15 protein-coding genes are annotated in these 14,556 nt (G+C 57.3%); 5 read left to right on the top strand and 10 right to left on the bottom strand.

Features of this window, described 5'->3' with window-relative positions; genetic code table 11:
* Positions 1 to 245 precede the first annotated feature (245 nt).
* Complete coding sequence (locus L462_RS04380; RefSeq protein WP_014167993.1) at positions 246 to 1,166, top strand: LysR family transcriptional regulator; 921 nt, start codon at positions 246 to 248, stop codon at positions 1,164 to 1,166.
* Here L462_RS04380 and L462_RS04385 read toward each other — a convergent pair.
* The 9 genes from L462_RS04385 to ivbL all read right to left on the bottom strand — a co-directional run bounded on the left by L462_RS04385 (position 1,163) and on the right by ivbL (position 10,151).
* A complete protein-coding gene (locus tag L462_RS04385) occupies positions 1,163 to 1,615 on the bottom strand; it encodes a DUF1198 domain-containing protein (RefSeq protein WP_014167992.1) in 453 nt (150 codons plus the stop codon). The two genes, L462_RS04380 and L462_RS04385, sit on opposite strands and share 4 nt — an antisense overlap.
* Before the next feature lie 186 nt (positions 1,616 to 1,801).
* A complete protein-coding gene (locus L462_RS04390; protein ID WP_020882732.1) occupies positions 1,802 to 2,806 on the bottom strand; it encodes an alpha/beta fold hydrolase in 1,005 nt (334 codons plus the stop codon).
* Between the two features lie 154 nt (positions 2,807 to 2,960).
* Entirely contained in the window at positions 2,961 to 4,352 is a 1,392-nt protein-coding gene (gene uhpT, locus L462_RS04395; protein WP_020882733.1) for a hexose-6-phosphate:phosphate antiporter, read from the bottom strand.
* A 132-nt stretch (positions 4,353 to 4,484) separates the two neighbouring features.
* Positions 4,485 to 5,804 carry an MFS transporter gene (locus tag L462_RS04400; protein WP_032679295.1) on the bottom strand — a complete coding sequence of 440 codons (1,320 nt, stop codon included), beginning with the start codon at positions 5,802 to 5,804 and terminating at the stop codon, positions 4,485 to 4,487.
* On the bottom strand, positions 5,797 to 7,302 hold the full coding sequence (gene uhpB, locus L462_RS04405) for a signal transduction histidine-protein kinase/phosphatase UhpB (RefSeq protein WP_020882734.1): 1,506 nt from the start codon (positions 7,300 to 7,302) through the stop codon (positions 5,797 to 5,799). Before uhpB ends, L462_RS04400 begins: the two co-directional genes overlap by 8 nt.
* Positions 7,299 to 7,892, bottom strand: coding sequence for a transcriptional regulator UhpA (gene uhpA, locus L462_RS04410; protein WP_014167987.1), 594 nt, complete (start codon positions 7,890 to 7,892; stop codon positions 7,299 to 7,301). The genes uhpB and uhpA overlap by 4 nt, the downstream gene beginning before the upstream one ends.
* 73 nt (positions 7,893 to 7,965) lie before the next feature.
* Entirely contained in the window at positions 7,966 to 8,253 is a 288-nt protein-coding gene (gene ilvN / locus L462_RS04415; RefSeq protein WP_014167986.1) for an acetolactate synthase small subunit, read from the bottom strand.
* Between the two features lie 3 nt (positions 8,254 to 8,256).
* Positions 8,257 to 9,945, bottom strand: coding sequence for an acetolactate synthase large subunit (gene ilvB / locus L462_RS04420; protein ID WP_020882735.1), 1,689 nt, complete (start codon positions 9,943 to 9,945; stop codon positions 8,257 to 8,259).
* 107 nt (positions 9,946 to 10,052) lie between these two features.
* Complete coding sequence (ivbL, locus tag L462_RS24670; protein ID WP_071605430.1) at positions 10,053 to 10,151, bottom strand: ilvB operon leader peptide IvbL; 99 nt, start codon at positions 10,149 to 10,151, stop codon at positions 10,053 to 10,055.
* 525 nt (positions 10,152 to 10,676) lie between these two features.
* On the opposite strand from ivbL, the gene tisB reads away from it, so the two are divergent.
* From tisB to emrD, 4 genes are all read left to right on the top strand, one after another.
* Positions 10,677 to 10,766 (top strand): type I toxin-antitoxin system toxin TisB, encoded by a 90-nt coding sequence (gene tisB, locus L462_RS24665; protein ID WP_020684667.1) that lies wholly within the window; start codon positions 10,677 to 10,679, stop codon positions 10,764 to 10,766.
* Between the two features lie 64 nt (positions 10,767 to 10,830).
* A complete protein-coding gene (locus L462_RS04425; protein ID WP_014167984.1) occupies positions 10,831 to 11,277 on the top strand; it encodes a GNAT family N-acetyltransferase in 447 nt (148 codons plus the stop codon).
* A gap of 62 nt (positions 11,278 to 11,339) precedes the next feature.
* Positions 11,340 to 12,173, top strand: coding sequence for an EamA family transporter (locus tag L462_RS04430; protein WP_020882736.1), 834 nt, complete (start codon positions 11,340 to 11,342; stop codon positions 12,171 to 12,173).
* 175 nt (positions 12,174 to 12,348) lie between these two features.
* Complete coding sequence (gene emrD, locus L462_RS04435; protein WP_020882737.1) at positions 12,349 to 13,533, top strand: multidrug efflux MFS transporter EmrD; 1,185 nt, start codon at positions 12,349 to 12,351, stop codon at positions 13,531 to 13,533.
* Here emrD and L462_RS04440 read toward each other — a convergent pair.
* Positions 13,436 to 14,524, bottom strand: a complete 1,089-nt coding sequence (locus L462_RS04440) for a cellulase family glycosylhydrolase (protein ID WP_032679294.1) — start codon at positions 14,522 to 14,524, stop codon at positions 13,436 to 13,438. The two genes, emrD and L462_RS04440, sit on opposite strands and share 98 nt — an antisense overlap.
* Between the last annotated feature and the right edge of the window lie 32 nt (positions 14,525 to 14,556).

Below are 14,556 nucleotides of genomic sequence, written 5' to 3'. Positions count from 1 at the left end.
TTCTCTGTAAAAGTATTTTTTAACGGGAAGCGTGATACCAGTACATATTTAGACGACATAATTACTCCGAATATTGATTGAGTGAGGATTCGGGTAGAAATTTATCAATATAGGAAACAATTGGAATTGTTAAATTTGTAATATATTTTTGGTATTACTGTTGAAATGGGTTTACTGCCCGCATTTAGCGTGTAATATCGAAATGGAAAAAAGACGAAATACCTTTTCGCATTCAGGACCCACGTATGGCCACAGCAGAACATTTAATCAGCAATAACCTGCCCAGTATCAAACAATTACAATGCTTTCTCGCTGTCGCACATGAACTGAACTTCCGTAAGGCTGCCGAACGCCTACGCATGACTCAACCGCCATTGACGCGTCAGATAAAATGCCTTGAAGCGGTTCTGAAACGTCAGTTGTTCAGCCGCAACACGCATGACGTTAGCCTCACAGAAGCAGGCCGTGCGCTGGTTGTTCAGGCTGAAAAAATACTCAAAGACATCAGTAACCTAAAAGAAGATCCTCTCTCTTCTGAAACGAGCCTGCGTATTGGACTCACGCGTACCCTTAATTTTGAATATATTGAACCCGTGAATACCCAGCTTCAAAAAATGAACGCGGGAGATGATGTCGAAACGCCGGACCTGACGTCAGCCCAACTGCTGCAAAGCTTGTCTAAAAATATGCTGGATCTGGTGCTGACCGGTGAAAAAGGAACGGGTCATGAAGACATTGTTCAATACCGCTGGGTCTGCCAGGAACCGTTGCTCATCGCAATGCCCTCTTTACATCCTGCCAGCCTGAAAGAGAAAGTCGCGCTGGAGGATATTAGCGATCTTCCCATTTTCTGGTTTTCCAGAAGTGCCAACCCGTCATTTTACGACAAATGCGAAAGCTACTTTGATACGCTGAAAACGCCGCTGAAGCGGATAAAAGAGCCGGATGATACCCTTGTGATGCTAAGCCGTATCGCAAGAGGGAAAGGATTTGCGCTACTGCCTCAGTCGAAATGCACCTTTAATCAGGAAGGACTTTGCTACCGTGAACTCACGGACGCCGAGGCAAAAAGGTTAAACATAGATATCTATGCCGCCACTCGCCTCAATGAAAATAGAGAGGAGATTCTTAACGCACAGAATGTGTTATGCGGGAAAACGGCTTAATGCAGGTAAAACACGCCCTCTTCCGGCAGGAAAAGCTGGTTATAGCGTAACTGGAAGGCGTTTAGCTCCTGCGGATCGGGCTCCATTTCACGCATAAAACCCAGCGTCAGACGGACCTGCGCGTCCGTGATCGGCGCGGCCAGACGGGCTTTACGCAGCATACGGTGCCAGGCAAGCAAATTCTCTTCACTGCCGTCGACAATGCAGACCTGCCAGATCAGCAGCACCTGCGCCGCGTTTTGCAGATGCGCTTCGTCCGGGCGTTCAAGGTAGCGGATAAACTCATTGCCGGGCGTTTTACCGAACTGATCGATCATCGATTCTACAGGAACCGGGGTGATCCCCAGCCGCTCGCTCAGGCGTTTAATTGCGCGACGTGAATCTGAGGTCAGGACCCGAAATCCCACCACAAACACCACGGCAAGCGTTGCCAGCATTATCCAGACCATGCGTTCTCCTCTACGTCAGCCGCTCATCATAGCGGGAAACGCGCGGCGTCGACAGCGGGCAAGGCCATAATAGTGCAGTGAAAAAAGGTGGAAAACCGTTATGAGGGCAGCACCAGGTATGCTGGCGTGTAGTGCGCCGAAGACAGCCCGCGCAGAACAGGCTGCGGGGCTGTTGCTTTAGACCGGTCAGCGTGCCTGCAGCCCTTTCAGCAGCGCGTCATGGAAGCGCTGAGGGTCCTGCATCTGTGGCGCATGGCCCATGTCGTTAAACTCAACCAGCGTCGCATGCGGAATACGTTTTTCCGTCTCCTTACCCAGTACTGCATAGTTGCCCAGCGTCTTGCGGATCGCCGGCGGGGCGAGGTCTTTCCCGATGGCGGTGTTGTCTTTGGTGCCGATCATCAATAATACCGGCATCTTCAGTTCACCAAATTCGTAGATCACCGGCTGGGTATAAATCATGTCGTAAAGCAGGGCTGAGTTCCAGGCGACACGCGTTTTGCCCGGCCCATTGTTTAGCCCGGCCAGCATCGTCACCCAACGCTCATACTCCGGCTTCCACTCCCCGGCATAGTAGGTATTTTTCTCGTACTGACGAATACCATCGGCGCTGGTTTTAAGTTCACGCTGATACCACTGATCGACCGTAATATGCGGTACGCCGCGGGCTTTCCAGTCTTCTAAACCAATCGGGTTAACCATCACCAGCTGTTCCACTTCCTGCGGCCACATGAGCGCGTAGCGGGTCGCCAGCATGCCGCCGGTCGAGTGCCCAATAACCGTCACGCGATCGACGCCGAGCTGCTTAAGCAACGCGTGGGTGTTATCCGCCAGCTGCTGGAAGGTGTACTGGTAATGCTCGGGTTTGGTGGATTTACAAAAACCAATCTGGTCTGGTGCCACCACGCGGTATCCGCTGGCGGAAAGTGCGCGGATAGTCCCCTCCCACGTTCCGGCGCAGAAGTTTTTACCGTGCATCAGCACCACGGTGCGGCCGTTGGGTTTTTCTGGCTTAACGTCCAGATAGGCCATATCAAGCGGCTGATGTTGCGAGGTAAAGGTGAAATGCTTAACCGGCCAGGCGTAATCAAACCCCTCCAGCTTCTCACCGTACGTCGGCGCATCCGCCGCCAGGGCGGGGGAGGCAAGCGCCACCAATAGCGCAAGACAGGATAGTCGTCGGTTTACCATGCAAGCTCTCCATAACAAAACGGACAAAAGCCGCGGGGTGCGGCAGCAAAATTAAAATGTAGAGCATTGCAGGGAGCGGGTCTGTAAAGGGGGGTAAAGGTGGAATGTAAAAAAAAGCCCGGCGGTCAACCGGGCAAAGAAGTTACCTGCACACTCAGGCTACTTTTAATTTCTGCATCCGATTTTCACGGCGGATCTTACGTTCTTCCAGCACCGCGACCATCGCCATCAGGACGATACAGCCGATGGCGGCGGCATCCAGCGCGGCAAAGGTGCCCGCCCAGCCGGTGAGGCCGAAAATCGGCGTGCCGTCGGCGATCATACCCAGACCCAGCTTGGCGAAGCTGTCACCGATCAGGTAGGCGAAGGTGCCTTTAATTCCATCGGCAGCGCCGATCGCTTTTTTCGGTACGAAGCCGACTGCTGCCACGCCGATCAGCAGCTGTGGACCAAACACCAGGAAGCCGAGCGCGAACAGGGACGCCAGGTAAACGTACTGGTTGCTGGCGTGCTGGTAGACGCCGAGCGTGGCGATAATCAGCGCCAGCGCGACGCAGGCTACCAGCGCACGGCGACCATTGGCGAGGTCCGAGAGCCAGCCCCACAGCAGCGTGCCGACCAGCGCGCCCACTTCGAACAGGGTGAAGCCCTGAATCGCAACTTCTTTGGAGAGCTTCAGCTCCTGGAAGGCATACACGGTGGACCACTGGTCGATACCGATACGCACCACGTACAGGAAGATGTTGGAGAAACAGAGCAGCCAGATCACTTTGTTTTTCAGCACGTACTCAACAAAGATCTGCCATTTGGACATCTCGTTTTCTTCGGTCTCTTTGTCCTCTTCGCTGATCTCCTCGCCGAACAGCTCTTCGGCTTTGCCGAGGCCGTACGATTCCGGGGAGTCGCTGCCGTAGCGCAGGCCGATAAAGCCGACAATCAGGGCGATAATCGACGGGAAGATAAACATGCCGATCACGTGGCCGTCGAACAGGTAGTTTGCGCCGAACAGCGCCACGCCTGCCGCACCCGCCCCGCCGAGGTTGTGGGAGATGTTCCACATGCCGAGGTACGAACCACGCTTGCGGCGAGGGGTCCATTTGGTGATGGTGGAGTAACTGCACGACCCGCCGGTACTCTGGAAGAAACCGCTCAGGGCGTAGAAGGCGATCATCATGAACAGGCTGACGGAGCCCGCGCCCATGCTGGCGCTGAAGCCGAGCATACAGATGGCGGAGAGGATCAGCATAAACGGCAGGAACTGCTTGGTGTTTTTGCCGTCCGCGTAGTAGGAGACGACGGTTTTACCCACGCCGTAAGTGATGGAGAAGCCCAGGCCAATCATCCCCAGCTGCGTCATGCTCAGCCCGTAGGTTGAGATCATGTCGTTCTGCGCGATGTTAAAGTTTTTGCGGATCAGGTACATGGTCAGGTAGCCGATAAAGACCACCAGGTAAGACTGCATGAACGGTTTGAACCACATTTTACGCCGCACATCGAGCGGCAGATCCAGGGTCGGCTTGCGCACCTGATTTAAGAAGGCCAGCATGATTGGTTTACTCCTGAGCTGATTTTTGCAGCATTGTAAAAACCAGCCGGGAGCGACGCCTGAGACAGCGTCCAGGTGAAACCAGGAAAATTTCTTAGTTTTGCGCCATTCGGGATGAAAAGGTGAAGCACATCACGCTTCGTGTGCCTCGCGCGGCGCCTGCGCATGCAGGAACGGCAGCAACAGCAGGGCCGAAATTCCTGCCGCGATGGCGATCACGGCGAAGAAACCGCTCCAGTGCCAGACGTCGATCACCCGCGCCAGCGGCCAGCCGGAGAGCGATGCGCCGAGGTAAGCAAACAGCCCGACAAAGCCCGTCGCTGCCCCCGCTGCGTCTTTGTGCGAACACTCCGCCGCCGCCATGCCGATCAGCATCTGTGGACCAAAGACGAAAAAGCCGGTGGTGAAGAAACACGCCGCCTGCATCACGTAGCTGGCAAACGGCATCAGCCATAGCGAACCAACGGAAAGCAAAATCCCGGCGGCGAAGATCAGGTTCATCGGCCCGCGGTTACCGTTGAAGAGCTTATCCGAGCCCCAGCCCGCCACCAGCGCGCCGATAAAGCCGCCCAGCTCGAACATCGTCACCGCCGAGTTGGCGGTCACCAGATCGACGCCCAGGGTTTCGGACATATACAGATTGCCCCAGTCGTTGATCGCCGCACGCACCACGTAGACCAGCACGTAGCAGAGGGAGAGTAACCAGATATAGGGATTTAACAGCACATATTTGGTGAGGATCTCTTTACGCGTCAGCCCTGCACCTTCCTGCTGTTGAGCGACTTCCATCTCGTCGCGCCGCCAGTCGCCTACCGCGGGCAGGCCCACGGTTTGTGGCCTGTCACGCAGTCGCCAGCAAAGAAACAGCCCGGCAACGATCGCCAGCCCGCCGGCAATCATCATTCCCGTGCGCCAGCCGTAGTGCAGCGCCGCCGCCCCGACCACCATCGGAATAAGCGCCCCCCCGACGTTATGCGCCGTGTTCCAGATAGCCCACCAGCCGCCACGCTCGTTGCGCGAGTACCAGGCGGTGAGCAGACGGGCACACACCGGCGCGCCCCATCCCTGGAAAAAGGCGTTCAACGCCCACAGCAGCGCAAAGGCCCAGAGCGAGGTGGAGAAGCCAAACAGAATGTTCACCACCCCGGTGGCAATGAGTCCAGAGCCCATAAAATAACGGGCATTCGAGCGGTCGCTGACGATACCGGAGAAGAACTTCGACAGGCCGTAGGTGATGTAAAACAGCGTCGCCAGCAGGCCAATATCGGTGCGTGTCATCACCCCGCTGGCTAGGATTTCCGGCGCGGCGGCGTTGAAACTTTTGCGGGTAAAGTAAAAAAGCGCATACCCCAGCCAGATGGTGATCAGGATATGGCGACGCCAGTAACGATAGCGGGCGTCAATTTCACGTTTATCGTTTAGCGGGGCGGCATTCGCCGGGGTTTTAAACATGCTGACTCCTCAGCGGTAAACTGACGCTGACGCGCGTGCCGTGGGTGCAGGAGATCGTCAGGGTGCCACCCAACGCCTTGACGCGCTCACGCATGCCCGCCAGGCCAAAACCCAGTTGGCCGGAGCCCGGCGGCAGACCGCAGCCATCATCTTCAATCACCAGCATCAGGCGTTCATCCTGTTGCCATCCCTGCAGCGTTACCGCGCTGGCGCTGGCGTGCTTAACAATATTATTCAGCCCTTCCTGACAGACGCGGAACAGCGTGACGCGCTGGCCCTCGCTCAGCAAAGATTCATTGATGCGCCAGTCAAGATGACTGACGATCCCGCGGCTTTCCAGCTCCATCTCGCGCATCAGAGACCGTACCGCCTGCTCAAGCGTAAGATCGTCCAGCTGGCGCGGTCGCAGCCTGCCAAGCAGTCGCCGCACCGAGTCATACACACCAAGAGAGAGCTGTTCGATATGTGCCCCGCCCTGCTTTACGCCAGCGTTTTCGGCCGCCAGACGCTGAACGATGCCTGCCTGAGTACGAATGGCGGTAATGGTCTGGCCGATGTCATCGTGCAACTCGCGGGCCACCTCCTGCCGGACGCTCTCTTCCGTTTCCAGCAGGCGTTCTGCCAGACGGCGATTACGCGCCAGCTCGGTTTGTAATGAGTGGTTAAGTTCACGCAGGCGCTGAATCCCGGCCCCCAGCAGCAGCCCGGTCAGGCTCTGGGCCAGCAGGGAGAGCAGTAAATCGACGGGGTGATCGTGCCAGGTCTGGCTGGCAATCAGCGCGATAGCGTTCATCAGGGTGGCAATCAGCGCGCCCTGCCAGCCGTAGTGCCACGCGAGGGCAATAATCGGCAACGCCAGGCAAAACGGGGTAAAGCGCGACAGCTCATCGGGCAGGCCAAGCTGCAGCCACAGGCTGATCGCAAACAGCAGCAGATACCAGATAAGATGCCGGGCGCGCCAGTTTACCGGCTGAGAGACCAGCGCCGGTCCGAGCGGCTGCCAGACGGTACTGGTGAGGTAGTGCCAGATAACCAGACAGGTGGGAGCCAGCGTCAGACCGCCGGTCAGCGTCAGCAGAAGGGCGTTAAGCATCTCCTCCTCGCCGGTCCAGGGCAGGGACTGCAACAGCGCGGCGGCAATCAGCGCAGCCCCCTGACGCAGCAGCGTGCGCCAGTCGCGCTGGTGACGATAACGGGAGATCAGCGCCACCGGGATCAGCGTGAGTACGCTGCCCGTCACCAGTAAAGGCAAGTGCGCCAGCGCCACCTCCTGCGCCAGCCAGATCAGCATCAGCCATTCGGCGCCCAGCAGTACCGGCCAGAAACCGCGCGGGCATTGCAGCATCAGCCCCAGACGCAGGCCAAACGGGAAAAGCAGCACCGCCAGCTCCGGGCGTTCAACCAGATGCAGGCTGATACTCCACAGGCAGAACCAGGCGGCGGAGAAAATGGAAAAACTGGCAGCAACGGCGATCAGCCGTGAAAACAGCGGGTTCATTGCCAGCTGTCGAACATGCGGCGCGCCAGCTCAACGTCATTACTGACGCCGAGTTTTTCCATCAGATTAGCGCGGTGAACGTGAACGGTTTTTGGCGACAGCCCCAGGTCCACGGCAATCTCTTTCACCGACATCCCCTGTGCCAGTTTTTCTGCCACCTGACGTTCGCGTCGGGTGAGTGGGTCTTGTCGCCCTGCCGCCAGCTTGATGGCGATATCCGGCGTCAGGTAGCACCCGCCGGTGGAGACCGTGCGCACGGCAGCGATCAGTTCGTCCGGGCTGCAGCGCTTGGAAAGAAATCCCCGTGCGCCTGCGTTCAGTGCCTGCTCCACCAGCGCCGGGCTGTCATGGACCGAGAGCATCACGATCGCCATCCCTTTCGGCAACTGGCTCAGCAGCTCGAGTCCTGAGAGATCCGGCATCGAGATATCGCAGATACAGACCTGGACACCGCGCCCGGGCAAACCTGCCAGCGCCTCGCGACCGGAGCCGAACTCCGCCACCACCTGAAAATCAGGCTCAAGGTTCAGCAGCTGGGCAAATCCGGAGCGGACGATGAGGTGGTCGTCAATAAGGGCGATGGTGGTCATGGCGCGTTCCTGGCGGGTTAAAAAACGCGCTTACCTTAACGATAAGCGCGTGGGGGTTCAAGCTTTGCGCTATTTACTCGAAGAACACCGCAATTTTGTTAAACATGGTGGGATCGGACTGGTTGCGCACCACTTTCTCGACATCTTCCAGCTTGTCGATCTGCGCAATCATCTGCTCCAGACGCTGATCGTCATTCACCAGTAGCCAGATGCGGCTGTGCTCGCTGCCCTGGATGGGCAGACAAAGGATACCTTCCACGTTAAACGCGCGGCGGGCAAAGAGCCCACAGACGTGCGTCATCACGCCAGGGTGGTTGCGGACGGTGAGTTCCAGAATGACGTTATCATGTTGTTTCTGCATGGCTTATTCCCCCACCATCTCAGTATTTGCCGCACCTGGCGGCACCATCGGGTACACTTTTTGTTCAGGATCGATACGCACGTGGATCAGCGCCGGGCCAGGACGAGAAATCGCCGCCTGCAGCGCCGCATGAGGGTCCGCTTCGGCGTTCAAATCGCAGGTATGCAGGCCAAAACCGGCGGCAATCTGCATAAAGTTAATCGTTCCTGGATAGGTCGCGGCAAACACGCCCTGCGTATAGAACAGACTCTGCTGCTGGTGCACCAGCCCCAGCGCCTGGTTGTTCATCAGGATGATTTTCACGTCTAACTGGTTTTCGGCTGCCGTCGCCATTTCCTGAATATTCATCATCAGGCTACCGTCACCGGAGAAGCAGATCACCTTGCGATCGGGATTGGCCAGCGCCGCGCCCACTGCCGCCGGCAGGCCAAAGCCCATGGTCCCCAGCCCACCCGAGGTCAGCCACTGACGCGGACGGTTCAGCGGGTAGGCCTGGGCGGTCCACATCTGGTGCTGGCCCACGTCGGTGGTGATAATCGCGCTGTCATCAACGCAGGCGGCCACGGCGTTAATCAGCCCATAATGGCTCAGCGGGTCCCCCTCGGTTGGGATAGCGCCCGGGAACTCTTTTTGCAGATCGGCAACCAGCTGACGCCAGTCGGCGCGATCGGAAGCGTCCGTTTGCGGAATCAACTGCGCCAGCACCTCGGCAACATCACCCTGAATCGCCACATGCGGCTGCTTGATTTTACCCAGCTCGGCACGGTCGATATCCACATGAATGATTTTGGCGTTCGGGCAGAACTGCTCGGTCTTGCCAATCGCCCGGTCATCAAAACGTGCACCCAGAACAATCAGCAAATCCGCTTCTTGCAGAATGTAGTTCGTGCTGCGCGCGCCGTGCATCCCCAGCATACCCAGCGACAGCGGGTGCGCTTTTGGCAACATACCCAGCGCCATCAGGGTCATGGTGGTGGGCAGGCTGGCTTTCTCTGCGAGCTGGCGTACCGCGTCGGAGGCATTAATCGCCCCGCCCCCCAGATAAAGCACCGGGCGTCTGGCGGCGTTAATCATCGCCGCTGCAGCCTGCACGCTCTCTGCGCTGAACTGCGGCGCTGGCGCACGTTCACCCGGCTCCGGCAGCACGTCAATCTCGATCTCTGCGGTCTGAACATCCTTAGGAATGTCTATCCACACCGGGCCGGGACGGCCGGATTGCGCAATACGAAACGCATCGCTGATAACCTGAGGAAGCTCGGCGATATCGCGAACTAGATAGTTATGTTTAGTGATGGGGATAGAGATGCCGTAGGTATCCACTTCCTGAAACGCATCGGTACCGATCATGGAGGACGGCACCTGGCCGGTGATGCAGATCAGTGGAATTGAGTCCAGGCGCGCGTCGGCGATAGCGGTGACCAGGTTAGTCGCACCCGGGCCACTGCAGGCCATACAGACCGCGGGTTTGCCCTGCGTACGCGCCATGCCCTGAGCGATGAAACCCGCGCCCTGCTCGTGACGCGCCAGAACGTGACGAATCTGCGTGCTTTGGCTTAACGCATCATACAGCGGCAGCACCGTGCCGCCCGGGATCCCCGCAACCGTGGTGATGCCCTGTCGTTCCAGCAAATGAACGATTAACTGCGCGCCCGTGAAACGCGTTTTGGTGGATGTTGTGCCCGAACTTGCCATGCTCCAGTCCTTTTCTTCTGGGCCGACTTTCCGGGGAGGGTCCTTAAACGAAAAACCCCGCCCGGTTTGCGCCGGCGGGGTTTTGGATTCGTGTGTTGATCCAGTCCCTACGGCGCATTGCCGACGACCACCACCACACGCACGACGACCACTGCGGCTGGTTGCGCAGTTGCTAGTAGGGTCGAGGTGAACATGGATGCTGTCATTGGGGACCTGTGTTTGGAATCTATTGATAGAATTTATACAAACACAGCTTTTCGGGCATGACAATGGAAATATTTTCATCTGCGCAAAAATGCGTCGAAGATCACGTTTCGTTTGTTGCGTGCGGAAAACAAAAAACCTCGCCTGAGCGAGGTTTTTTTTCAGAGGTTTTGCGGTTGGTCGCCGCAGAACACACTGTGTTACGTCAACGCAAAAAGTATACGCGATCGAAGACGAACGCGCAATTCAGGCACGGATTTTGACGTTTTTGAGTATGGACCGCCTTCTGAATTTTGTCCAAAAAATACTGTTCATGCATACAGTATTTATCTATACTGAGGGTGTTCGCAGTGAGCGAGGGGGCCGCAGTTCTACCGGCGCAACGAAGTCCTGGCTGAAACGGGTGGTGCCGTCAGTGCCTTAACCCCCTGAAGTGAGCACACTGTGTTACGTCAATCCAGGTGCTGGTCACAGGCGGCGGAAAGGTACGCCAGCATCGTGCTCCTTTTAACCAAAAGGAGACGCGTATGAGCGTAGTGGATATGGTGATACTTATCCTCAAACTCATTGTTGCTGTACTGCAACTACTTGATGCTGTCCTGAAATACCTTCGGTGATTCAGGTTCAAGTCGCACCTGAGAGGGGCGGGCAACCGCCCCTCTTTAATAACGAGGGAATGCTATGTCGCGTCTGTTAATTGAGCCTGTCACGCCAGAAGAACCAGGCTATATCGCCTTAAAGGCCGAAAGTATCGCATCGAATTTCAACATGCTGCGCCGGCTGGAAGAGAACTGGCAGCGCGGTGAAAACCGTTTTAACGCACCGGGCGAAAAGCTGCTGGGCGCCTTTTTGAACGGCAAGCTGGTGGGCGTATGCGGTCTTAACCGCGATCCCTTCAGCCAGCAACCGCGCGCCGGCCGCATTCGTCATCTCTACGTCAGCGAGAAGTGCCGCGGGCTGGGCATTGGTAAGCAGCTTCTGACCGTGGTAATGGCCGATGCCAGCATCTGGTTTGATTTTCTCAATACCCACGCGCCGGACGCTGCATACGGGTTTTATCATCAGGCGGGCTTTACGCTGGTCTCGGATGAACCACGGGTCACACACCGTCTGTTTTGCGCGGTGTGACCGGCTGGCAGCATCAGGTGGTGAATGTTACAGTTGAGTGACAATTCACCGCCAGATACGCCATGACCATTACCGTCTTCTGCATTTTACTGTTCGCCGCGCTGCTGCATGCCAGCTGGAACGCCATTGTTAAAGCCGGTACAGACAAGCTCTATTCAGCAATCAGCGTTAGCGGTTCCGCTGCGTTTATCGCCCTGGTATTACTGCCCTTCTCCCCACAGCCGTCTGCTGCCAGCTGGCCGTTTTTAGGGGTCTCCTGCGCGCTGCAGGTGGTGTACACGGTGCTGGTTGCAAAGACCTACCAGGTCTCCGATATGAGCCAGACCTATCCGCTGATGCGCGGTACGGCACCGCTGCTGGTGGCATTGATAAGCGTGCTGGTGCTGGGAGATAGCCTGTCATGGCTCGCGTGGTCCGGCATCGCCGTGATCTGCCTGTCGATTCTGGCTATGGCCATGAACGGCCGCATGACGTCGCGTAAGGGGGTCTGGCTTGCACTGCTCAACGCCTGCTTTATCGCCGGGTATACGCTGGTCGACGGCACCGGCGTGCGGTTATCAGACACCGCGCTGGGCTATACGCTATGGACCTTCTTTATGAATGGTTTCTGCCTGCTCTTCTGGGCGATGATGGCACGCCGACGCGAAGCTTCCAGATACCTGCGTACGCACTGGAAAAAAGGGCTGCTCGGGGGTATCGGCACCATGGGCTCTTACGGGCTGGCGCTCTGGGCGATGACCCAGGCTCCGCTGGCCGTGGTCGCCGCCCTGCGTGAAACATCCATCCTCTTCGGGGCGCTGATCGCATTTGTGCTGTTAAAAGAGAAGGTTGCGGGCCTGCGTATCGCGGCCGCAGTGGGAATTGCGGGCGGGGCGATCCTGCTGCGCCTGGCATAAATCACTGGCAACATTAGTTGCCGATCTTGTTTACAAATCCTGCCTTTACCCCTTCTGACATTCATCACAGGAATGCTTAATTTGTCATCTCTCTGTGGTAGATTCCTCGCGCATTTATGGGAATGCGTAGTCACTTATTCTTTATTTCTCTCTTTTGGCAAAAGTATTCAGCGACATGAAAAAACACAGGAACGTTAACTTATTGTTGATGCTGGTGTTACTGGTGGCCGTCGGTCAGATGGCGCAAACCATCTACATTCCGGCGATCGCCGATATGGCAAAGGAACTTAACGTCCGCGAGGGCGCAGTACAGAGCGTAATGGCAGCTTATCTGCTGACCTATGGCGTTTCGCAGCTGTTCTATGGACCGCTGTCTGACCGCGTCGGGCGTCGCCCGGTGATTCTGGTGGGTATGTCCATTTTCATGGTGGCGACGGTGATTGCCATTACCACCCATAACCTGACCATATTGATTGCCGCCAGCGCCCTGCAGGGTGTCGGCACCGGCGTCGGTGGGGTGATGGCGCGAACCCTGCCACGCGATCTCTATCAGGGCACCCAGCTCCGCCATGCCAACAGTTTGTTAAATATGGGAATTCTGGTTAGCCCGCTGCTGGCGCCGCTGATTGGTGGCCTGCTCGATACGATGTGGTCCTGGCGTGCCTGCTACGCTTTCCTGCTGGTGCTGTGCGTAATTGTGACCTTCAGCATGGCGCGGTGGATGCCGGAAACCCGCCCAACGGACGCGCCACGCACCCGCCTTATCACCAGCTATAAAACGCTGTTCGGCAACGGCGCGTTTACCTGTTATCTGCTGATGCTGGTTGGTGGCCTGGCGGGTATTGCCGTGTTTGAAGCCTGCTCCGGCGTGCTGCTGGGTGCCGGGCTTGGCCTGAGCAGCATGGTGGTCAGTATCCTGTTTATTCTGCCCATCCCGGCCGCGTTCTTTGGTGCCTGGTTTGCCGGCCGTCAGAACAAGCGTTTCTCAACGCTGATGTGGCAGTCGGTGATCAGCTGCCTGCTGGCAGGTCTGATGATGTGGATCCCGGGGCTGTTTGGCGTGATGACCGTCTGGACGCTGCTGATCCCGGCGGCGCTGTTCTTCTTCGGCGCGGGGATGCTGTTCCCGCTCGCCACCAGCGGCGCAATGGAGCCGTTCCCGTTCCTCGCAGGCACGGCGGGCGCACTGGTGGGGGGACTGCAGAACATCGGTTCCGGCGCGCTGGCCTGGCTCTCGGCGATGATGCCGCAAACTGGCCAGGCTAGTCTGGGGTTGCTGATGACGCTGATGGGGCTGCTGATTTTACTGTGCTGGCTGCCGCTGGCGTCGCGTGTTCCCCATCACGAGCAGCCGGTTTAACCGCATGATGGCCCGGCTTCTCGCCGGGCTTTTCACAAACAGGCGCGATCATGGCCTGCAGTAGCGGCTCTGGCGCTGGACGCCAGGCGCCCTCTTCCCCGTCGTAAAACTGAATATCCGCGTTGATAGCGTAGGGAACTTTGGCCTTTTGCAGTTCGCAGGCCATAAACGAGGCAAACGCCATTTGCGATGCGGTTGGGGTGAAGTGATTTGATTCACCCACGCCCCAGCCGCCCACCCAGCTGACGTGACCGGTTTTTTGCTGCCAGTGCAGCGCGGTCGCAATGCGATTATGGATAGCCGCTTTCTCCGCCACCGTCCCGGACGTCCACGGATATTTACCGTTACTCTTTAGCGGACCCCACGGGAAAATGTGCCACTCCGCCAGCAGATAATTTTGGCTGTGCGCCGGGAGTTTCAGGCTGGAGAGATCCTCTGGCGCAGCCCGCAGACGTGGCGCGATGAAGATCATGCGATTAGCATCAATTGCATGAATGTCTTTGACGGTTTTCTCGTAAACCCGGTTAAGCGACGCGGCGTTATGGTTGAGCTTGTCCGCCGGTTCATAAATCAGGTCAAAACCCAGCAGGGGATAGCTTTGGCCGAAGTAGTGCGCCACGGCAATCCACCAGTTAATCACCTCTTTTTCCGTCTCGGCTTTCGGGTCGTTTTTATATTCATCGGCCTGATAAGCGATAATCGGGATCACCCCGTATTGCTCGCAGGCTTCCACCAGCTTACGCAGATGAATCAGCCGCGCTTCCGTCGGTTCATCGGCCACGCGGATACGCACATGGCTGATACCCTTCGCACGAAAATCGCGAACCACCAGCGGATCGAACTCCCGAATGCCGCGCTCGGTGCGCGCCCAGTCTACGTCCATCCCCACGCCCAGCTTTTGCGCATAAAGCACAGCCGTCAGCGGTGGCTCAGCGGCAATCACCCAGCCGGAAGAGAACAGTAACGCAGTGGCAATCAAAGGCTTTAACACGGTGTACCTTGCGAGAAATCAAAAGCATTACC

Source organism: Enterobacter sp. BIDMC 26, from assembly GCF_000534435.1.
Classification (GTDB): domain Bacteria; phylum Pseudomonadota; class Gammaproteobacteria; order Enterobacterales; family Enterobacteriaceae; genus Enterobacter; species Enterobacter ludwigii.
Note: the sequence above shows the minus strand (reverse complement) of the source record. Positions and strands in the feature narration are given on the sequence as shown.